Source organism: Stenotrophomonas panacihumi (assembly GCF_001431645.1).
GTDB lineage: Bacteria > Pseudomonadota > Gammaproteobacteria > Xanthomonadales > Xanthomonadaceae > Stenotrophomonas_A > Stenotrophomonas_A panacihumi.
This window is the reverse complement of the sequence record NZ_LLXU01000080.1, coordinates 1-20205: the sequence shown is the minus strand read 5'-3', so window position 1 is coordinate 20205 and position 20205 is coordinate 1. Positions and strand designations below refer to the sequence as shown.

Sequence of the window (20205 nt, the reverse complement as noted above, 5' to 3'; positions counted from 1 at the left end):
CCCACCCCCTGGCCGGGACACGCCGTGAACCCATCCATGGGGGCTCGTCGGCGACATCCATGTCGCCAACGGTCCCGGCCAGGGGCTGCGCCCGGCGGCCCGATGATGTGTCGTGGGCGGACAGGAAAGCGGCGGCTTGTCGCAGGGTGTGTGTTGCTGCCGGCCCGGGCCTAACATGGGGCGTCGACAGGAGCCCTTGATGCATTCGTCCCACGAACCTCATCACGACGCGGTTGGCCGCCCTTCCCATGCGTGCTGCCACGGCGGCGATGCCGCGCCACTGCGCGATCCCGTGTGCGGCATGAGCGTCACTTCGGAATCAAGGCATCACGTCGAGCACGCCGGCCAGACCTACTACTTCTGCAGCGCCGGGTGCGCTGCGAAGTTCCAGGCGGCGCCAGGGCGCTATCTGCACGGCGAGGGGCACGCTGCCATGCCGAAGGCATCCGCACCCGCCGGCACGATCTACACCTGCCCCATGCATCCGGAGATCCGGCAGGATCATCCCGGCACCTGCCCCAAGTGCGGGATGGCGCTGGAGCCGGAGCTGCCGAGCCTGGAAGCGGACGACAATCCCGAGCTGCGCGATTTCTCGCGCCGGTTCTGGTGGACGTTGCCGCTGTCGCTGGTCGTGATGCTGCTGGCCATGTTCGGCCATCGCCTGCACCTGATGGCCATGGCAACGCAGAGCTGGGTCGAACTGGTGCTGACGCTGCCCGTGGTGCTATGGGCCGGGGCGCCGTTCTTCCAGCGCGGCTGGCAGTCGGTGGTCAACCGCAGCCCCAACATGTGGACGCTCATCAGCCTCGGCACCGGCGCGGCGTTCGTCTACAGCGTGGTCGCCACGGTGGCGCCCGGCGTGTTTCCCGCGTCCTTCATGTCGATGGGCCGGGTGAACGTGTACTTCGAGGCGGCGGCGGTGATCATCTCGCTGACGCTGCTCGGCCAGTTGCTGGAGCTTCGCGCGCGGGCGCAGACCTCCGCGGCGATCCGCTCGCTGCTCGGGCTCGCGCCAAAGACGGCGCGGCGCGTGCGCGAGGACGGCCAGGAGGAAGACGTGCCGCTGGCCGACGTGCAGGTCGGCGACCGGCTGCGCGTGCGGCCCGGCGAGAAGATTCCCACCGATGGCCGCGTGCTCGAAGGCCGCAGCGCGGTGGACGAATCCATGCTCACCGGCGAGCCCGTGCCGCTGACCAAGCGCCCCGGCGATGCCTTGATCGGCGCGACGCTCAATACCAGCGGCGCGCTGCTGATGCGCAGCGAGCGCGTCGGCGCGGAGACGGTGCTGTCGCAGATCGTGCAGATGGTGGCGCAGGCACAGCGTTCGCGCGCGCCCATGCAGCGCATGGCCGATGGCGTGGCCGGGGTGTTCGTGCTGGCGGTGGCCGCGGCCGCGCTGCTGACGTTCTTCGCGTGGGGCCTGTTCGGACCGGCCCAGGGCTGGGTGTTCGGGCTGGTCAACGCGGTGGCGGTGCTGATCATCGCCTGCCCCTGCGCGCTGGGGTTGGCCACGCCGATGTCGATCATGGTGGCGACCGGGCGCGGCGCCACGCTCGGCATCCTGTTCCGCGATGCGGCGGCGATCGAGAACCTGCGCCGCGTCGATACGCTGATCGTCGACAAGACCGGCACGCTCACCGAAGGCCGGCCGGCGTTCGAGCGCGTGGTGCCCGCCGCAGGCGTCGATGCCGATACCGTGCTGCGGCTCGCCGCCAGCCTCGACCAGGGCAGCGAGCATCCGCTGGCCGCGGCGATCGTCGCCCAGGCGCGCGCGCAGGGCGTGGCGTTGTCGAGCGTCGGGGACTTCGAATCCGGCTCGGGCATCGGCGTGCGGGGTCGCGTGGACGGCCACGCGCTGGCGCTGGGCAACACCGCGTTGATGGCGCAGGTGGGCGTCGACGTCGCGCCGTTGTCGGAACAGGCCGAGGCGCTGCGCACGCAGGGCGCGAGCGTGATGCACCTGGCCGTGGATGGCGCGCTCGCCGGTTTGCTGGCAGTGGCCGATCCGATCAAGGCCAGCACGCCCGAGGCATTGGCCACGCTGCACGCCGCCGGCCTGCGCGTGGTGATGGCCACCGGCGATGGCCAGACCACCGCGCAGGCGGTCGCCACACGGTTGGGCATCGACGAGGTACACGGCGAGGTGAAGCCGCAGGACAAGCTGGCGTTGGTCGAACGCCTGCAGGGCGAAGGCCGCGTGGTCGCGATGGCCGGCGACGGCATCAACGATGCGCCGGCGCTGGCGCGTGCCGATGTCGGCATCGCGATGGGCACCGGCACCGACGTGGCGATGAACAGCGCGCAGGTCACGCTGGTGAAGGGCGACCTGCGGGGCATCGCGGTGGCGCGCGGCTTGTCGCAGGCCACGGTGGCCAACATGCGGCAGAACCTGGGCTTCGCGCTGGTCTACAACGGCTTGGGCGTGCCGCTGGCCGCCGGCGTGCTGTATCCGCTCACCGGCTGGCTGCTGTCGCCGATGTTCGCGGCATTGGCGATGAGCCTGAGCTCAGCGTCAGTGGTGGGCAATGCGCTGCGGCTTCGTCGCCAGCGGTTGCCGGGCGCGTAAGCGGCCGGGTTGACCGCCGGGAGGGGGCCGCAGGATGCGGCCCACCCGCCTCAATCGCGCTTGCGCTCCGCCCGGCGTACCGAGGACGGCACGTCGATCTCCACGTGCGCCGGCACCGCGTGGATGCGCAGTTCGCCGTTCTCCCATTCCACCGGTTCGCCATTGACCTTCGCATCGCCCGGCTTGCCGGCATACGGCCACGGCAGCACCAGGCCACCGGCCGGCGGAGTGATGCCGGCGGGCACGTCCAGCACCAACTGGCGGTCGTTGCGCTGCAGGCGATAACCCAGGTGACCCTGCGGCGTGCGCAGGTCATTGATCGACACGCCCTGCCCTTCGAACCAGCGCGTCGGCAGGCCGGCGGCGAGCACGATGCTGTCATCCACCTCGCGCCCGTAGGCGAACATGTCCAGCGTCGAACGCACGAAGTCCGAGGCCACCCACGCGTGCGGCAGGTCGCCGACGAAGAACGGCTTGCGCGGCGTGCGCGAGACCACCTCGGCCCACTGGTTCCAGGGCTGCGGCGCGCGGTCCTTGAAGAAGAAGGACACCGCATCCCACGCGCGGTCGCGCCAGCCCAGGCGCACGAAGGCGGCGACGTTGCGCCACTCGTAGGGCGTGTAGTCCTTCCACTGGCGGGTGCCGTCGCGACGCTGCACGAACTCGTCCCAGTAGCGCTGGAAGGTGTTGTCGAGCAGGTCGGCCGGCAGCCGGCCCTGCTCGCCGCCCGGGGCCAGCGCGATGGTGGTGGAGGTGGCGTCGAAGTCGCCCAGCTCGGCCGAGCCCGGCAGGAAGTCGATGCCGTGCTGGCGCACCGCCGCCTGCAGCGAGGCGGCCAGGTCGCCGCGGAACTCGTCGCGCGCGCCGGCCATCAGCGGGGCCTCGTCCACCTTGCCCAGCGTCTCGGCGATGTCGGCGGCATCCTTGTAGCCACGCAGCGCCCAGAAGTTGTCCCAGTACGAATGCATCGGCTTGGCCGAATAGCCTTCGTGGCTGATCGACACCGGCATCATTCCGTAGAAGGCCGGGTTGCGCATGAAGTTCTCTTCGGTGCGCTCGCTGGCGCGCAGCTGCTCCATGTAGTTGAACGCGCCGAGCACGTGCGGCCACATCGCATCGAGGAAGGCGCGGTCGCCCGTGTAGCGGTAGTACTCGGCGATGTTATAGATCAGCTCGCCGTGGCTGTCGTTCTCCGGCACCGGGTCGCTGCCGCGGTCATCCACGCAGCACGGCACCATGCCGTTCTGGAACTGGAACGGGGCGAACCAGTCCACGTATTCGCGCACCACGTCCTCGCGGCCCATGCGCAGCAGCCCTTCGGAGATCATCGCGCCATCGCGGATCCAGCTGCGCGCATACGAGCGCGTGCCCGGCTGCAGGCGCGGGCCGTTGCGCGAAATCAGCATGTGCGCCAGCGCGGTGCGCAGCGTGTCCACCATCGGCTTGCCTTCGGCCGGCACGGTGAAGCGCACGCGGTCCAGGCGGTCACGCCACCCCTGCGCCACCTGCTGCTGCGCGCGGTCGGCGTCGAAACCGGCCGGCAGCGCGGCGGTGCCGGTCTGCGGCACGACGATGGCGACCTCGCGCGTTTCCCCCGGCGCCAGGTGCCAGGTGTAGACCAGCGCGCCCGAGGCCAAGCCGGTGTCGTCCTTCACCTGCCGCGTGGTCGGCAGCTTCGCCGCCGAGAGCTGCTTGACCGCCATGCCACTGTCGAAGGCGGTGACGAAGCTGGCATCCGGCGCCTGCGCGGCGAACACCTTCGGCTTGCCGTTGACGCTCACCTGCCCGCCATCGACCGTCATCTGCTCGATGCGGCTGATGCCGCCGACGGTGTTGAGGAACTGCGTCGGCGGGTTGACCTGGAACGGACGCACCGCCAGCGCCAGGCTGAAGTCGCGCGCCTCCTTGCCGGTGTTGCGCAGCTGGTAGCGCGCCACCAGCTGCGATTGCGCCGGGGTGCCCTGCACGAAGGCGGTCACGCGCAGGTCGAGCTGGTCGTGGTGCCACTGCACGCTGGGAATCGGCAGGTAGTCGTCCTGCAGGCTCTGCTCGCTGCTCACGTCGGCCCAGCTGATCCACTTGCCGCCAGCCCGCACGAACGGTTCGATGCTGAAGCCGCCCTTGCCCACCTCGACCGCGCCGTCCTCGCCGATCAGCCCCTGCTCGGTACCGCCGTCCAGGCCGATCAGCGTCCAGTACGGCTGCTCGCCGGTATACGCACGCGGGAACGCGCCGCGCGGCGACAGCGCCGCCACCGAGCTGATGAAACCATTCGGCGTGGCCGCCCAGTCGAGCGGCTTGAGGGTGATCTCGCGCAGGCCGTAGCGCCAGTTCGGGCCGTCCTTGAGGTCGAAACGCAGGTAGCGCGCCTCGGTATCGGGCAGCGCGAGGAAATCCGTGCCACCGGCGCCGGCGACCACGCTGCGCAACGCCTTCCAGCTGCGGCCGTCCACCGAGCCGCGAACGTCGTACTGCGAAGCCTCCAGGCCGGGAATCCAGTCGACGATGGCGCCGCCGAATTCGCGCACCTTGCCCAGGTCCAGGGTGACGGTCTGGGTCTTGACCCCGCCGCTGAGCCAGAAGGTGTCGGTCTTGCCGTCGGCGATGCGCTGCTCCAGCGCCGGCGCGGTATCGGCGATGGCGTTGCCGTGCAGCGGCGAGTTGTCCGGCGGCGGCAGCGCGGTGAGCGCGAGGCGATCGAAGCACACCGTGCCCTTGCCGCCGACCTTGTTGTAGATGGTGAACTCCACGCTGGCGCTGCGCTTGAGCGTGGCGTCGGCGTCGGGGCCCCAGGCCTTGCTGATCTGGCGCTTGCGGTAAACCTGCGGAGTCCAGTTCTTCGGGAACGTGAAGCCGGTCTTGTTCACCCACCACACGTTGTCGCCGCTGGCGTCGATCAGCTTGAACTGCAGGTCGTTGCCCGGCGAATCGCCGCGCAGGTTGAAGCTGAGCTGGTAGTTGTCCGGATAGGCGATCGGAATATCGCGGCGGATGCCCACGTAGCCGGAGACGCCGTTGAAGTTGTAGTCCAGGCACAGCGCCTTGCCGCCGCCGGGCACGCTCACCGGGCGCAACGAACCGCTGACCTGGTTGGAGACCACCAGCTTCCACGGGGTGATGTCGTCGAAATCGTCGAGCACCTTGGCCTCCTGCGCGGCAACGTGCATCGGGATGCCGGCGCACAGCGCCAGCACCGCCCAGAATCCGAGCTTGTGGGTCTTCGGTGACATCGTGGTCCTGTTTCGTTGGTGTTGCAGCGACGCGGCCCGCGGGCCGCATCGCGGATTGTCGCGGGCCTTCAGCCTTTCACGCTACCCAGCAGAAGGCCCTGGATGTAGTAGCGCTGCAAGGCCAGGAACAGCAGCAGCACCGGGATCACCGTGATCACCGCGCCGGCCATCATCAATTCCACGTCCATGATGTGCTCGCGCGACAGCGACGCCAGCGCGACCGGCAGCGTGTAGTGCTCCTGGTCGGTGAGCACGATCAACGGCCACATGAAATCGTTCCAGGCGCCCATGAAGGTGAAGATGGTCAGCGTCACCAGCACCGGCTTGAGCATCGGCAGCACGATCTGGAAGAAGATGCGCATCTCGCTGGCGCCGTCGATGCGCGCCGCTTCCAGCAGTTCGTCGGGAATGCCGCGCGCGTACTGGCGCACCAGGAAGATGCCGAACACCGAGGCCAACGCCGGCAGGATCACCCCGCCGTAGCTGTTGACCAGGTGCAGCTGCTTCATCAGCAGGAACAGCGGCAGCATCGCCACCTGCGCCGGGATCACCAGCGCGGCCAGCAGGACCTGGAAGATCCGCTCGCGCCCGACGAAACGCAGCTTGGCGAAGGCGTAGCCGGCCAGCGTGTTGACCAGCAGCGAACCCAGCGTGATCGCCAGTGACACGCCCAGCGAGTTGGCGAAGTGGCTCGCCATGCCGGTGCGCTCGAACAGCTCGTGGTAGTTGGCGGTGGTCCACTTCGATGGCAGCAGCGGCGGCGGGAACGTGCTCGCCTCGCCGGTCGGCATGAACGATACCGAGGCCATCCACAGCAGCGGGCCGACCGCGATGAGCGCCAACAACAGCAGGCCGCCATTGACGAGCCAGGCGTTCCAGCGCGATTGGCCGATCTCGCGGCTCATACCAGGTCCTTCTTGCGGCCGAAGCGCAGCATCACGGTGGTCACCGCCAGGATGATGAGGAACAACAGGAACGCCACCGCCGACGCACGGCCGAGGTTCCACCACTTGAAGCCTTCCTCGAACATGAAGTACAGCACGCTCACCGTGCTCTGCAGCGGGTCGCCGCGGGTCATCACGTAGGGCTCGGCGAACAGCTGGAAGTAGCCGGACACGGTAATGACGCCGACCACCATCAGCACCGGGCCGAGCATCGGCAAGGTGATGTGCAGGAACTGCTTCCACTTCGAGGCGCCGTCGATGCGCGCGGCCTCGTACAGGTCCTGCGGGATGCCCTGCAGGCCGGCCAGGAAGATCACCATGTTGTAGCCGAAGTTCTTCCACACGGCGAACAGCATGATGGTGGGCATCGCCCAGCGCGGGTCACCGAGGAAATCCACCGGCGAGATGCCCAGGTGGCCGAGGCCCCAGTTCACCAGGCCATACTTGACGTGGAACAGGTAGCGCCAGATCACCGCCACGGCCACCAGCGTGGTCACCACCGGGGCGAACAGCGCGGTGCGGAACAGCGCGCGGAAACGCGCCGCCTTCGCATTGAGCAGCATCGCCGCGCCCAGCGAAACGGCAATGGACACCGGCACGCCGAGCAGCACGAAATAAGTGGTATTCCACAGCGACTTCCAGAACAGCGGCGTCTGCAGCAGGTCGATGTAGTTGCCCAGGCCGACGAAGCGCAGGTGGCTGCTGTCGGCCAGCGCGTAGAGGTCGAAGTCGGTCAGGCTGAGTACCAGTGCGGCCAGCACCGGCACGCCGAAGAACATGCCCAGCACCAGCAGCGCGGGCGCGGTGAACACCCAGCCGGCGAGCGTGTAGCGCTTCATGGCGTGGCCTCCGCGGCCTTGGCCGTGTCCGGATGCTGTTGCGCCCAGATCCAGCGCCGCTTGGCGAGGATGTCATCCACGCGCTTGTCCAGCTCCTGCACCGCGTTCTCCTGGCTTTCGCCGCCGCGCACCACCCGTTCGGTGACCAGGCGCATCTCCTGCACGATGCGCTCCCACTCCAGCACCTTCGGCGTGGCCTTGACGCGTTCGAGCTGGTCGCCGAACGCCTGCGCCAGCGGGTCCTCGCGCAGCGAGGGGTACTGCCAGGTGCTGCGACGCGGCGGCAGGTCGCCGATGATGGCGTGGAAGCGTGCCTGCTGCTGCGGGCGCGAGAGGAATTCGATCAGCTTCCAGGCCGCGTCCTTGTGCTGCGACTGGCGCATGATCACCAGGCTGGCGCCGCCGGCGATGCCCGCGCCCGGACCGTTCGGGCCCGGCAGCGGCATCGTGCCCCACTTGCCTTCCATGCCCGGCGGCTGGCGCAGGCGGAACTCGCGCACGTTCCAGGGGCCGGAGAGGTAGAAGGCGAACGAGCCGTTGAAGAATTCGTACCAGACGTTGGAGATCTGGGTTTCGGACACCTTCTGCGCCCAGCCCTGCTCGTACATGTTGGCGTAGAACGCCAGCGCCTTGCGGAAGCCGGGGCTGCGGAAGTTGCCGTAGTTGTCGTTGTCGCGCAGCAGCGGGTCGTCCTGCTGCAGCGCGAACGACAGCTGCTGCTCGAACTCGTTGAGCGGCATCATGATCGCGTAGCGCTGCGGGCCCACGTGCCGCTTCACCGCCGCCATCGCCTGCTCGAACTCGGCCCACGTGCGCGGCGTTTGCTTCACGCCGGATTCGGCCAGCAGGTCCTTGCGATAGAACAGCAGGCGCGTGTCCACGTACCATGGCACGCCGTAGAGCGTGCCGTTGACGATGTTGGTGTCCCACACGCCCGGGAAGTAGTCCTTCGGGTCGATGACCTGGGAACGGTCCACGTATGGCTGCAGCGGTTCGAGCGCGTCGAGCATCGCGAACTCGGGCAGCCAGGTGTTGCCGAGCTGGCACACGTCCGGCAGGCCGTCGGCGGCGAAGGCCGTCAGCAGCTTCTCGTGCGCGGCGGTCATCGGGATGTTCTGCACGTCCACGTGGATGCCGGGGTTTTCCTTCTCGAAGTCGGCCACCAGCTCGGTGACGACCTCGGCCTCGCGGCCCATCGCCCAGAAGCGGATCGTCTCGCCCTGCGGCGCACGCGCGCAGCCGGCGACGCCGGCAAGCAGCAGCGCCGCGACCAGCCACCGGCCCATGCGCGCGCTCACTCCGGCTTCTGCTGCTGGCGCTGCGCGGGGTTCTGCTGCGCCTCGGCGGCGGCCGCGCGCGATTCGGCGATGCCGATCGCCCGCGCGGCGGCGGCCTGCTCGTCCTTCTTCGGCTGCTGCGGCGCCTCGCCCTCCGGGGCGAGCCAGCCACCGGTGAAGCCGGCACGTTCCAGGCCCGTGCGGATGTACTTGTTCTTCTTCATCACGGTCCACACGAACTCGTTGCGGTAGTTCGCGATCATCGTGAGGATCGGGCCCTGGTCGATGGCGATGTAATCGCTGGCCACCCAGCCGCGGTCCGGCACCACGCGCCCGGTCTTGAGCGGGATGTCGTAGTTGAAGCTGGGGTTGAACGAATCCAGGAAGCCGTAGCTGGAATACAGGTAGTCGCCGTAGCGCTTGTGCATTTCCTCGGTGGCCGGGATCACCACCTCCGGCGCGAACACGATCGAGGAGATCGCCGCGGTCGGCGCGATGGTGCCGTCGTCGAAGTTCTCGCGCAGGCCGGCGCCGCGCGAGGAATAGTGGCGGAACTGGCGCTGCTCGCCGCGGTATTCCTGGCTGGTGTTCTGCGGGCCGTCGCTGGCGGTCAGGCCCCAGACGTTCTCGCCGTAGTCCTTCCACTTCATCGGGTTGTCGATGGCGTAGTCGCGCTGGGCCAGCGTGGCGCGGCGGCTGTTGAGGAAGTAGTCGATGCCGCGCTCGCGCATGTACTGGTCCTGGATATCGCGGAAGTCGATCCAGACATGGCTGTACTGGTGGCCGAACAGCGGGCCGAAGGACAGGTATTCCTGGCCCTGGTACACGCCCCAGTCGTTGTTGTAGGTGCGCGTCCACACCGTCCAGGCGTCGGGGTCTACCGGATGCGACGGCGAGCCCAGGGCCAGCACGTACAGCATCATCGCCTCGTTGTAGCCCATCCAGTCGTGGTTGATGAAGCCGCTCTCCGGGAACCAGCCCATCGAGATCAGCGGCGCGCGCTGCTGCAGCCAGGTCCAGTCCACGCGCTTGTAGAGCGTGTCGGCGATCTGGCGGATCTCCTTCTCGCGCGGGTCGTCGCCGTCGTAGTAGGACTGCGCGAACAGCACGCCCATCATCAGCAGCGCCGTATCCACGCTCGACAGCTCGACCCAGCTGTCGTAGCGCTGGCCGCGCTGCATGTCCAGGAAGTGGTAGTAGAAGCCCTTGTAGCCGGCCTTGCCGGTGCGCTGCGGGCCCACCGGCGCATCACGGAAGAACTTCAGCGTGAGCAGCGTGCGGTCCACCGCCTGGGTACGGCTGACCCAGCCGTTCTCGATGCCGATCGGATAGGCCGTCAGCGCGAAGCCCACCGAGGCGATGCTGGCGAACGGCCGCGACGGGAAGCGGTCGGGGGTGAGGCCGTTGGTCTCGTTGGTGGTGTCCCAGAAGAACTGGAAGGTGCGCCGTTCGATGTCGGTGAACAGCGGCGGCAGTTCCGGCTTCACCGGCTTGGGCGGCGCGGGCGGGAGGATCGGTTCGATCAGGGTCACGGTGGGTGCCGGCTTGGCCGCGGGGGGCGAAGGCGCCTGCTGCTGGCAGGCGGACAGCAGCAGCATGCCCAGCGCGAGCCACGCCCCGGGGAAGAAGCGGGCCGGGCCGCGAACGTTGTGCTTGCTGCCGTCTTTCATGAAATCGCTTACAACCCTCACCAAGAAACTCCCTCTGAGACTAACCCGTGCATCGGTGAAGAACGGGGTGAAAACTGACGCCCGGCCCAACGGCGGCGCGGGCTCGCGACGATCAACCGGTGGCGGCGCGTGGCCGGCTCACGCCTGCCCCGCCCCGGCCACGGTGGAATCCCGCACGATCAGCGTCGGCTTGAGCGTGACGCTGCCCTGCGGCGCGGCGCCGGCCGGGTCGATAAGGCCCAGCAGCCGGCCCATCGCCTGGGCGCCGAGTTCGGCGATGCTGACCCGCATCGTCGTCAGCCCCGGATGGACGAAACGCGCCAGCGGGATGTCATCGAAGCCGGCCAGTGCGACCTGCCCCGGCACCTGCACGCCGGCCTGGGTCAGCGCGTAGAGGCAGCCCAGCGCCATCATGTCGTTGGCCGCGAACACCGCGTCGGGCAGCTCGCCCTGCAGCAGCTGCTGGCCGGCGCGGTAGCCGGACGCCTCGTCGAAGTCGCCGTACAGCACCCGCGCGCGGGCGTCGGCACCGTGCGCGGCCATCGCGTCCTGGAAACCGCGCAGGCGTTCGCGCGCGTCGAAATTCAGCTCCGGCCCGGCGATGAAGACGATGCGGCGGTGTCCCTGCCCGAGCAGGTGCTCGGTCATGGCGATGGCGCCGGCGTGGTCGTCGATGCTCAGCACCGGGTAGTGGTCGTCGTCGGGCAGGTGCGTGTTGATCAGCACCGTCGGCAAGGACTGCGGCAGGTTCTCGGTCAGAAAGCCCGGGTGCTCGGCATAGGGCGAAAGCACCAGCAGGCCGTCCACGCGCCCGCGCATCGCGCGCAGCGCGCGGCCCTGCTCTTCCTGGTCGCCGTGGTAGCTGGACACCAGCAGGTGTTGCCGGCGCGCGCGCGCCACCCCGTCGATGCCGCGGATCAGTTCGGAAAAGAATTCACCGTACAGGTCCGGCAGCACCACGCCGATGGTCTGCGTGTGCCGGCTGCTCAGGCTGCGGGCGGCCGCATGCGGGCTGTAGCGCAGGCGATCTGCGACCTCCAGCACGGCCTTGCGCACCGCCTCGGCCACGTTGTCGTGCCCGTTGAGTGCGCGCGAAACGGTCGCCACCGAGACCTTGGCTTCGCGCGCCACGTCCTTGATGGTGATGGAATTCTTTGCCAACGTACCGCCCTCCACGGTCGAGACTCCGAATGCGTCGCCGGACTGTAATCGTTTTCAGGCGACGCGTCATCCTGCACTGCAACGCAATTCTAACCTGACCGTGTCCGGTGGACAGGATCGGCCGCGAAGTTCGGACATCGCCCGGCCATGCGGGCGACAAACCCTTATGCGGCGGGCGGCTGGGCCTGGATCGAAAGCGCGTGGATGTCCTCTTGCATCATCGTGCCCAGCGCGGCATAGACCGCCCGGTGCCGGGCCAGCGGCGCCATGCCGGCGAAGGCCGTCGCCTCGATGCGCACCGAGTAATGCCCCCGCCCGTCACGGGCCCCGGCATGGCCGGCATGCTTGTGGCTGTCGTCCACCACTTCCAGCACGGACGGATGGAAGGCGGCGCGCAGCGCGGCCTCGATGCGGGCAACGCGATCGTTCACGGCAGCACCCGCTTGAACGGCCGGACCTCGACGCGGACATACACACCGGCGTCCATGTAAGGATCGGCATCGGCCCAGGCACGCGCCTCGGCCAGCGAGGGGAACTCGGCCACCACCAGGCTGCCGCTGAAACCGGCCTCGCCCGGGTCCTCGGCATCGATCGCCGGGCACGGCCCGGCCAGCAGCAGGCGGCCGGCGTCGGCCAGCGCGCGCAGGCGTTCCAGGTGGGCCGGGCGGGCGGTGCGCCGCCCCTCGGCGGCCCCGGGGCCGTCGTATCCCTCGATCACGTACCACATGCCGACCGCACCTCCTTTCCTGGAACAAGGCATTCATTCTAGCCCCGGCGGCGCTGGACACCGCCCCGGCCGTGCCATTACCCTAGCCGTCAATGCACGCGGCGGGATGCGGCGGCACGTCGGCTCACCGGCCCCTGCGGCCTCGCCGGCCACCCGCTCCGCCGGTTCCCGAACCGCCCGCGTAGACCACCTCCTCGTTGTCCAGTCGCTGCAGCCGCTTGCAGCGGCGTTAGTTTGAATTGGGATCGTGCCGCCGCCGGCACGCCGTAGAAGCCACCTTCGCCGGACGGGTTTCCCCCGCACGTGCGCGTCGTGGGCGCCGTTGAAGCACACGCCGCAACACCAGATCGCTGATGACCGCCGAACTCGCGCAAGACGCGAAGCCGCCAACCCAGAGCCCCTCGCCGCAGCAGCAGGAAATGCCGCTGGCGGTCGTGCATGGGCAGCCGGTGCTGCAGATCCCGCAGGACCTCTACATCCCGCCGGATGCGCTGGAAGTCATCCTCGACGCCTTCGAAGGCCCGCTGGACCTGCTGCTATACCTGATCCGCCGGCAGAACCTGAACATCCTGGACATCCCCGTCGCCGAGATCACCCGGCAGTACGTGGACTACATCAACGTGATGCAGGAGCTGCGCTTCGAGCTGGCCGCCGAATACCTGGTGATGGCCGCGATCCTGGCCGAGATCAAGTCGCGCATGCTGCTGCCGCGCCCGCCGACCGCCGAGGGCGAGGAAGACGACCCGCGCGCGGAGCTGGTGCGCCGCCTGCAGGAATACGAGCGCTTCAAGCAGGCCGCAGAGGATATCGACACCCTGCCCCGCCAGGACCGCGATACCACCCCGGTGCATGCGCACGTGCCGGACCGCGCCGCGGTAAAGCTGCCGCCGCCGGTGGACCTGAAAGAAATGCTGATGGCGCTGCACGACGTGCTCAAGCGCGCCGAGCTGTTCACCGGCCACGCCATCCGTCGCGAGGCGCTGAGCGTGCGCCAGCGCATGGGCGACGTGCTCGGCCGCCTGGACGACGGCAAGTTCTACCGTTTCGAAAGCCTGTTCACCGCCGAGGAAGGCAAGCTCGGCGTGCTGGTCACCTTCCTGGCCCTGCTGGAACTGGCCAAGGAACAACTGCTGGACATCGTGCAGGAAGCGCCGCTGGCGCCGATCTACGTCAAGTCGCTGGCGCTGGGCAACACCAACGCCCCGCTCGCCTTCTCCAGCGAGTTCGACGACAGCGGCGCCGACGACGCCACCCACTGAGCCGGAAGACACCGCGATCGTGCAAATGGACCAACCGCTGATCACCCGTATCGTCGAGGGCGCCCTGCTGGCCAGCCCGCAGCCGCTCACGCTGGCGCAGCTGCAGGGCCTGTTCCCGGAAGAGGAACCCGCGCCGCCGGGCAGCATCGAGCGCGCCATCGAGCTGCTGCGCGAAGGCTGCGCCGAGCGCGGCGTGGAGCTGGTCGAGGTGGCCTCCGGCTTCCGCTTCCAGGTCAAGGCCGACGTGCACGGCTGGGTCGCGCGGCTGTGGACCGAACGCAAGACCAAGTACACCCGCGCCACGCTGGAAACGCTGGCATTGATCGCCTACCGCCAGCCGATCACCCGCGGCGAGATCGAGCAGGTGCGTGGCGTGGCGGTGAGCAGCAACATCATCCAGGCGCTGGAAGAGCGCGAGTGGATCCGCGTGGTCGGCCACCGCGACGTGCCCGGCAAGCCGGCGCTGTTCGGCACCACCAAGGGCTTCCTGGATTATTTCGGCCTCAAGCGCCTGGACGAACTGCCGCCGCTGTCCGAACTGAAGGACATCGGCGAGCTGGAGCCGCAGCTGCCGCTGGACAGCGAGGGCCAGCCGGCCGCGCCGCTGGCCGCTGGCGCGGCGCTGGATGGCGAAGGCGAAGCGGCCAATGACGCCGATGCCGACGCCGATGCCGATGCAGGCGACGCCGAGGCGGCGCCCGCGGCCGAAGCCGAAGACGAAGTGACCCCCACCGAGGCGGCCGATGCCGGCGCCGAGGACGCGGACGCGCAGGACGCCGCCGCCGAAGACGACGCGGCGCCTGTCGCGGCGGACGACGAACCCGCACAGGACCCCACCCCTTCCGACGACGCGGACGCCGATACGGCCGCGACGGCGGACGACAACGAAGACGAAACCACTGAGGCCGACGCGCAACGCGCTGGCCGGAGCGAATGAAATGAGTGACACCCCCCGCAAGCTCTCGCTGAACAAACTGTCGCTCAAGCGCGGCGGCGAGACCGAACAACCCAAGCTCGAGGAACGCCTGCACAAGGTGCTGGCGCAGGCCGGCCTGGGTTCGCGCCGCGCGCTGGAACAGCGCATCGCCGACGGCCTGGTCAAGGTCAACGGCGAGGTCGCGCAGACCGGCATGTCGGTGCGCAGCGGCGACCGCATCGAGCTGGATGGCCGCGGCTTCGTGGCCAGCGCGCTGAGCGAGCCCTCGCGCGTGCTGATCTACAACAAGCCCGAGGGCGAGGTCACCACGCGTGACGATCCCGAAGGCCGCCCGACCATCTTCGAAGCGCTGCCGCCCCTCAAGGGCGCGCGCTGGATCGCCATCGGCCGCCTGGACATCAACACCACCGGCCTGCTGCTGCTCACCACCGATGGCGAACTCGCCAACGCGATGATGCACCCCTCCTTCGAGGTCGAGCGCGAATACGTCGTGCGCGTGCGCGCGCCGGAAGGCCAGGAGCAGGTGTCCGACCAGATCGTCGAGCGCCTCGCGCGCGGCGTCGCGCTGGAGGACGGCCCGGCCAAGTTCGACGAGATCGAACGCATCGGCGGCACCGACTCGCACGACTGGTTCCGCGTGGTCGTCAAGGAAGGCCGCAACCGCGAAGTGCGTCGCCTGTGGGAATCGCAGGGCTGCCAGGTCAGCCGCCTCAAGCGCACGCGCTACGGCAAGATCTCGCTGCCGCGCGAACTGCTGCGTGGCCAGTCGGTGGAAGTGCCGCAGGCGCAGGTCGAAGCGCTGCGCGCCGAACTCAAGCTCGAGGAAGGCCAGCCTTCCGCGCTGACCCTGCAGCCGGTGATCGGCCAGCGCCGCGCCAGCCGTGCCACCGTGCACGTCGGCCGCGACGGCGGCGGTACGCGCAATGCCTACGTCAACGGCCACAACACCGCCGACGAAGGCCGTGAGCTGCGCCGCTTCGACACCCTGCGCGAAGACCGCGGCCGCGGTGGCCGTGGCAAGCCGGGCGGCTTCAAGGGCGGCCTGACGGTGAGCGGCGAAGCGGCGGCCAAGCAGTCGCAGAAGCCGTTCAAGCAGCGCAAGGAAAAGGGTCCCAAGCCGTTGCCGGATGGCAACCCAGCCGCGTTCCGCACCTGGTACGTGCCCGATGGCGTGAGCACCGGCCCGAGCGGCCATCGCAACGCCGGCCCGGGTGGCGCGCGCGGCAACGCGCAGCCGCGCCCGTACGGCAAGAGCAAGCCGGCCGGTGCGCGCGGCAACACCGGTCGTCCGCAGGGCCAGGGCCAGGGCCAGGGCCAAGGCAAGAAGCATCCCTACGGCCACCCGGGCAACGCCCCGAGCTTCCCGTCCGACCACGCCACGCCGGGCTTCAACCCGTATGGCCAGGCCCGTCCGGCCGGTGGTCGCCCGGGTGGCGCGCAGAACCGCGGTCCGCGTCCGGGTGGCGGTGGCCGTCCCGGTGGCGGCGGTCGTCCGGGCGGTGGTGCCGGCCGTCCCGGTGGCGGCGCGGGCCGTCCCGGCGGCGGTCGTCCCGGTGGTGGCCATCGCGGTCCGCGCGGCGGCTGAGCCACGCGCAACGCGATAAAGACACGGGCGCCCCACGGCGCCCGTTCTTTTTTGCGGCATCGGCGTGCTGCGGCACAGCAAGAAAACGGCGTGGCGCACACATTGCGTGATCGCCCAGGCCAGCACGGCGGCATCGAAAACCGCCGTTTTCCCGACGAAAACGCGGCGATGCGCAAACACGCACCGGCAGCACGGGCGATGGGCCAACACGCCAACGCCCCGTGATGTGAGCGCTCGCATATCCTGTGGCTTCCTGCCCCGAACGTGCGACCTTCGTGAAAGAACAGAACCGGATCCGGATCGAAGACGTCGCCGCTGCCGCGGGGGTCTCGATGAAGACGGTGTCGCGCGTCTTCAACTACGAGCCCAACGTCCGCCCGGATACGCGCGAGAAGGTCGAGCAGGCCGCGCGGGCGCTCAACTACCGGCCCAACCCTTCTGCCCGCAGCCTGGCGTCGAACCGCTCGTACCAGATCGCCCTGCTCTACGACAATCCGTCGTCGAACTACATCATGGAGATCATCGGCGGCGTGCTCGACGCCTGCCGTTCGCGCCACTACAGCATGATGCTGCAGCCGATGGAGCCGACCAGCGGCGGCTACCGCCCGCAGGTGGAAAGCCTGCTACACCAGTACCGGCCGGACGGGATGATCCTCACCCCGCCGATCACCGACGACGACGAACTGCTCGACTGGCTGCAAACCCACGGCATGCCGTATGCCTCCATTTCACCGCGCCGGCGCGTCGGCCAGATCGGCGCCACGCTGGACGAGCGCGAAGCGGCGGCCGAACTGGTCGTGCACGTCGCCAGCCTCGGCCACCACCGCATCGGCCACATCACCGGCCACCACTCGCACGGCGCCCGCGCCTGGCGGCTGGACGGCTACCGGGATGCCTTGCTGCGCGCCGGCCTGCCGTTCGACCCGGCGCTGGTGATCGAAGGCGAGTTCTCGTTCGACTCCGGCATCGAGGGCGCGCGCGCCCTGCTCGACCTGCCCGAACCGCCCACGGCGATCTTCGCCGCCAACGACGACACCGCCGCCGGGGTGATCTACGAAGCGGAGGAACGCGGCCTGCGCATTCCGCGCGATTTGTCGGTGTTCGGTTTCGACGACATGCCGATGGCCCGGCAGATCTGGCCGAGCCTGACCACGGTGCGGCAGCCCAGCCATGAGATGGGCCGCATCGCCGCCGAGCAGCTGCTGGCGCACATCGGCGACGCCGGCCGCGGCGAGTTGGTCAAGGTGCCTTACGAAATGCGCCTGCGTCGTTCGACCGGCGTGTGGCCTTCGCGGGAATGAGGTAGCAGCGCCATCGCCCGATGAGGCGATGGCGCTTGGTCGCGATGCTTCAGCGACGCGAGATCACGAAGTTGCCCACGCCCACGCCCAGGTCCCAGCCTTCGCCGGTGCCGGCGAGCGCGAGCGAGATGTCGCCCTTGGTCACCACCTGCGCGTTGCTCGACTTCACCGCGCCGGCATGCGCCTCTGCGCCGCCGTAGGTGCCGAACAGGTCGTTGACGCTGTAGGCGCCGGTGAAGCTGCCCTTGCCATCGACGATCCTGGACTTGCCCACGGTCAAGCCCCCGCCCTTGGCGCTGATCTTCACCGGGATGCTGGTGCCGTTGCTGCAGGTGATGGTGCCGGTGCCCTTGGCGGTCTTGTAGAACACCGACCAGCCGGAGAGGTTGAAGCGCAGCGTGCAGTCCAGGTTGCCGGCGGCCTGGGCGGCCGGCGCGAAAGTGGCGGCGGCGGCGAGCGCGGCCAGCAGGGTCACGGTCTTGAACATGGGAAGGTCCTGGGTGAACTGGCGGCGAGGTTAGCAGCGCCGGCGTCAGCGTGGCGCCGAGGCCGGCGCACGCCGTTCAGCCACCATGCGCTCAGCGCGCGGCGTTGACCGCGCCGAGCTGGAAGGCGTCGGCGTCGAGCATCGCCGGGAAGCGCGCGCGGTGTTCGGCCAGGGCGGCGGCGGAGATGGTGGTGGTGGCCACCTGCTCGCGCTCGCGGATTTCCAGCTGCGGCTGGCCGAGGAAATCGATCACCGCGCTGTCGCCGGCGTAGTGCAGGCCGTTGCCGTCGACGCCGACGCGGTTCACCGCCGCCACGAAGCACAGGTTCTCGATCGCCCGGGCGCGCAGCAGCGTGCGCCAGGCATAGGCGCGCGCCGAGGGCCAGTTGGCGACGAACAGCTGCAGGTCGAAATCCAGCTGGCCGGGGCGTTCGACGTCGTAGCGGTTGCGGCAGAACACCGGGAAACGCAGGTCGTAGCAGACCTGCGGATTGATCCGCCAGCCCTTCCACTCCACGGTGAGGCGGTCGCGGCCGGCGGCATAGCGCTCGTGCTCGTTGGCGTAGCGGAACAGGTGACGCTTGTCGTAGTACTGCAGGCCCCCGTCGGGCGTGGCGAACAGCAGGCGGTTGAACACGCCTTCGGCGGTGCGCAGCTGCACGCTGCCGGTGACCGCCGCGTCCAGGCGCGCGGCCTGCTCGCTGATCCAGGCCACGGTCGGGCCGTCCATGCCTTCGGCCTTGTCGATGGCATCGTTGGAGAAGCCGCTGGTGAAGGTTTCCGGCAGCACGACCAGGTCGGTGGTGCCGGCCAGCGGGGCGAGCAGTTCGCCGTAATGGTCGCGGTTGCCGGCCGGATCGTGCCAGCGGGTGTCGCCCTGGACGAGGGAGATGCGCAGGTCCTGCATGGTGGCCTCAGAGTTTTTTCAGGCGTTCGATCGCCGCATCGAGGGTGGCTTCGTTCTTGGCGAAGCACAGCCGCGCCAGGCGCTGGCCGGCGGGCGGGGTTTCGTAGAACGGCGAGAGCGGGATCGCCGCCACGCCATGTTCGACGGTGAGCCACTTCACGAACTCGTGGTCCGGCAGGTCGCTGACGGCCGAGTAGTCCACCAGCTGGAAGTAGCCACCCGGTACCGGCAGCGGCTTGAGGCGGGTGCCGAGCAGCTGTTCGCGGAAGCGGTCGCGCTTGGCCTGGTAGAACGCGCCGAGTTGTTCGTCGTGTTCGGGTTCGTCGCGGATCATCGCGGCGAAGGCATGCTGGGCGGGGGCGAAGCTGGCGAAGGTGTTGTACTGGTGGACCTTGCGGAACTCGGCGCTCATGGCCGGCGGGGCGATGGCGTAGCCGATCTTCCAGCCGGTGCAGTGGTAGGTCTTGCCGAAGCTGGAGACGACGAAGGCGCGTTCGCGCAGTTCGGGCCAGCGCAGCACGGATTCATGGCGGCGGCCGTCGAAGACGATGTGTTCGTAGACCTCATCGGAGATGAGGAAAATATCGGTGCCGCGCAGCAGGTCGGCCAGGGCGCGCATGTCGTCGGCGGAGAACATGGCGCCGGACGGGTTGTGCGGCGAGTTGATCATCAACAGGCGGGTGCGCGGGGTGATGGCGGCCTGCACCCTGGCCCAGTCGACGGCGAAGGTTTGCGGATCGAGGGCGACATGCACGGCACGCGCGCCGGCCAGGTCGATGGCCGGTTCGTAGCAGTCATACGCGGGGTCGAGGACAATGACTTCCTCGCCTTCGCGCACGACGCTGTGGATGGCGTTGAAGATGGCCTCGGTGGCGCCGCTGGTGACGGTGATCTCGGTATCGGCATCCACCGTGGCGCCGTAGCAACGCAGGGCCTTGCCGGCGATGGCCTGGCGCAGCGGCGCCGCGCCGGTCATCGGCGGGTACTGGTTGTGGCCTTCGCGCATGGCGCGGTCGAGTTCTTCGACGAGGCGCTGCGGCACGGGGAAATCCGGGAAGCCCTGGCCGAGGTTGACCGCCTTGTGCTCGGCCGCCAGCTGCGACATCACGGTGAAGATGGTGGTGCCGACTTTGGGCAGCTTGGTGGCGGGAACGGGCATCTGAGCGTTGATCCGGTTCTGGGTGCTTGTGGGGGGTTGGAGTTTAGCAGCGACTTGCTTTCGGGCTTGTTGCTTGTGGTTGGTGGGCTATCGGCGGGCGTCCGGGGGCCATGTCCGGGCGGGGGACGCCAAGAGCTGCATCCATGCGGGGCTCGT

Annotated in this window: 15 protein-coding genes and 1 pseudogene; 5 read left to right on the top strand and 11 right to left on the bottom strand. The window is 69.0% G+C overall.

Annotated elements, in window-relative coordinates:
• The first annotated feature begins 199 nt into the window (after positions 1-199).
• Entirely contained in the window at positions 200-2566 is a 2367-nt protein-coding gene (locus tag ARC20_RS10245) for a heavy metal translocating P-type ATPase (protein ID WP_081418145.1), read from the top strand.
• Positions 2567-2616: 50 nt separating this feature from the next.
• On the opposite strand, the gene ARC20_RS10240 is transcribed toward ARC20_RS10245, so the two are convergent.
• The 8 genes from ARC20_RS10240 to ARC20_RS10205 all read right to left on the bottom strand — a co-directional run bounded on the left by ARC20_RS10240 (position 2617) and on the right by ARC20_RS10205 (position 12414).
• On the bottom strand, positions 2617-5733 hold the full coding sequence (locus ARC20_RS10240; RefSeq protein WP_057646741.1) for a discoidin domain-containing protein: 3117 nt from the start codon (positions 5731-5733) through the stop codon (positions 2617-2619).
• A gap of 131 nt (positions 5734-5864) precedes the next feature.
• Complete coding sequence (locus ARC20_RS10235) at positions 5865-6701, bottom strand: carbohydrate ABC transporter permease (protein WP_057646733.1); 837 nt, start codon at positions 6699-6701, stop codon at positions 5865-5867.
• Positions 6698-7579, bottom strand: coding sequence for a carbohydrate ABC transporter permease (locus tag ARC20_RS10230; protein ID WP_057646732.1), 882 nt, complete (start codon positions 7577-7579; stop codon positions 6698-6700). Before ARC20_RS10230 ends, ARC20_RS10235 begins: the two co-directional genes overlap by 4 nt.
• Positions 7576-8865, bottom strand: a complete 1290-nt coding sequence (locus ARC20_RS10225; protein WP_057646739.1) for a sugar ABC transporter substrate-binding protein — start codon at positions 8863-8865, stop codon at positions 7576-7578. Before ARC20_RS10225 ends, ARC20_RS10230 begins: the two co-directional genes overlap by 4 nt.
• Before the next feature lie 8 nt (positions 8866-8873).
• Positions 8874-10454 (bottom strand): glucoamylase family protein, encoded by a 1581-nt coding sequence (locus ARC20_RS10220; protein WP_161809487.1) that lies wholly within the window; start codon positions 10452-10454, stop codon positions 8874-8876.
• A gap of 210 nt (positions 10455-10664) precedes the next feature.
• Positions 10665-11687, bottom strand: a complete 1023-nt coding sequence (locus ARC20_RS10215; protein WP_057646737.1) for a LacI family DNA-binding transcriptional regulator — start codon at positions 11685-11687, stop codon at positions 10665-10667.
• 164 nt (positions 11688-11851) lie between these two features.
• Positions 11852-12118, bottom strand: a complete 267-nt coding sequence (locus ARC20_RS10210) for a BolA family protein (RefSeq protein ID WP_057646728.1) — start codon at positions 12116-12118, stop codon at positions 11852-11854.
• Entirely contained in the window at positions 12115-12414 is a 300-nt protein-coding gene (locus ARC20_RS10205) for a YciI family protein (RefSeq protein ID WP_057646727.1), read from the bottom strand. The genes ARC20_RS10210 and ARC20_RS10205 overlap by 4 nt, the downstream gene beginning before the upstream one ends.
• 353 nt (positions 12415-12767) lie before the next feature.
• On the opposite strand from ARC20_RS10205, the gene ARC20_RS10200 reads away from it, so the two are divergent.
• The 4 genes and pseudogenes from ARC20_RS10200 to ARC20_RS10185 all read left to right on the top strand — a co-directional run bounded on the left by ARC20_RS10200 (position 12768) and on the right by ARC20_RS10185 (position 17496).
• Positions 12768-13673, top strand: coding sequence for a segregation and condensation protein A (locus ARC20_RS10200; protein ID WP_057646725.1), 906 nt, complete (start codon positions 12768-12770; stop codon positions 13671-13673).
• 25 nt (positions 13674-13698) lie between these two features.
• A pseudogene (scpB, locus tag ARC20_RS10195) lies at positions 13699-14568 on the top strand (SMC-Scp complex subunit ScpB); the annotation flags it as partial.
• Between the two features lie 43 nt (positions 14569-14611).
• A complete protein-coding gene (locus ARC20_RS10190; protein WP_057646723.1) occupies positions 14612-16195 on the top strand; it encodes a pseudouridine synthase in 1584 nt (527 codons plus the stop codon).
• Positions 16196-16470: 275 nt separating this feature from the next.
• Entirely contained in the window at positions 16471-17496 is a 1026-nt protein-coding gene (locus ARC20_RS10185; protein WP_272914617.1) for a LacI family DNA-binding transcriptional regulator, read from the top strand.
• Between the two features lie 49 nt (positions 17497-17545).
• Here the strand turns inward: ARC20_RS10185 and ARC20_RS10180 are convergent, their stop codons facing one another.
• The 3 genes from ARC20_RS10180 to ARC20_RS10170 form a co-directional block, all read right to left on the bottom strand.
• On the bottom strand, positions 17546-17983 hold the full coding sequence (locus ARC20_RS10180) for a hypothetical protein (protein WP_057646718.1): 438 nt from the start codon (positions 17981-17983) through the stop codon (positions 17546-17548).
• A 91-nt stretch (positions 17984-18074) separates the two neighbouring features.
• Positions 18075-18890, bottom strand: coding sequence for an amidohydrolase (locus tag ARC20_RS10175; RefSeq protein WP_057646717.1), 816 nt, complete (start codon positions 18888-18890; stop codon positions 18075-18077).
• Between the two features lie 7 nt (positions 18891-18897).
• Complete coding sequence (locus ARC20_RS10170) at positions 18898-20049, bottom strand: pyridoxal phosphate-dependent aminotransferase (protein ID WP_057646714.1); 1152 nt, start codon at positions 20047-20049, stop codon at positions 18898-18900.
• Positions 20050-20205 lie beyond the last annotated feature (156 nt).

What these genes read in the sequence shown, in the direction of transcription:
- ARC20_RS10245 (WP_081418145.1), top strand. Translation starts at nt 200, where the DNA reads ATGCATTCGTCCCACGAACCTCATCACGACGCGGTTGGCCGCCCTTCC.
- ARC20_RS10240 (WP_057646741.1), bottom strand. Translation starts at nt 5,733, where the DNA reads ATGCACGTTGCCGCGCAGGAGGCCAAGGTGCTCGACGATTTCGACGAC.
- ARC20_RS10235 (WP_057646733.1), bottom strand. Translation starts at nt 6,701, where the DNA reads ATGAGCCGCGAGATCGGCCAATCGCGCTGGAACGCCTGGCTCGTCAAT.
- ARC20_RS10230 (WP_057646732.1), bottom strand. Translation starts at nt 7,579, where the DNA reads ATGAAGCGCTACACGCTCGCCGGCTGGGTGTTCACCGCGCCCGCGCTG.
- ARC20_RS10225 (WP_057646739.1), bottom strand. Translation starts at nt 8,865, where the DNA reads ATGGGCCGGTGGCTGGTCGCGGCGCTGCTGCTTGCCGGCGTCGCCGGC.
- ARC20_RS10220 (WP_161809487.1), bottom strand. Translation starts at nt 10,454, where the DNA reads ATGCTGCTGCTGTCCGCCTGCCAGCAGCAGGCGCCTTCGCCCCCCGCG.
- ARC20_RS10205 (WP_057646727.1), bottom strand. Translation starts at nt 12,414, where the DNA reads ATGTGGTACGTGATCGAGGGATACGACGGCCCCGGGGCCGCCGAGGGG.
- ARC20_RS10200 (WP_057646725.1), top strand. Translation starts at nt 12,768, where the DNA reads ATGACCGCCGAACTCGCGCAAGACGCGAAGCCGCCAACCCAGAGCCCC.
- ARC20_RS10190 (WP_057646723.1), top strand. Translation starts at nt 14,612, where the DNA reads ATGAGTGACACCCCCCGCAAGCTCTCGCTGAACAAACTGTCGCTCAAG.
- ARC20_RS10180 (WP_057646718.1), bottom strand. Translation starts at nt 17,983, where the DNA reads ATGTTCAAGACCGTGACCCTGCTGGCCGCGCTCGCCGCCGCCGCCACT.
- ARC20_RS10175 (WP_057646717.1), bottom strand. Translation starts at nt 18,890, where the DNA reads ATGCAGGACCTGCGCATCTCCCTCGTCCAGGGCGACACCCGCTGGCAC.
- ARC20_RS10170 (WP_057646714.1), bottom strand. Translation starts at nt 20,049, where the DNA reads ATGCCCGTTCCCGCCACCAAGCTGCCCAAAGTCGGCACCACCATCTTC.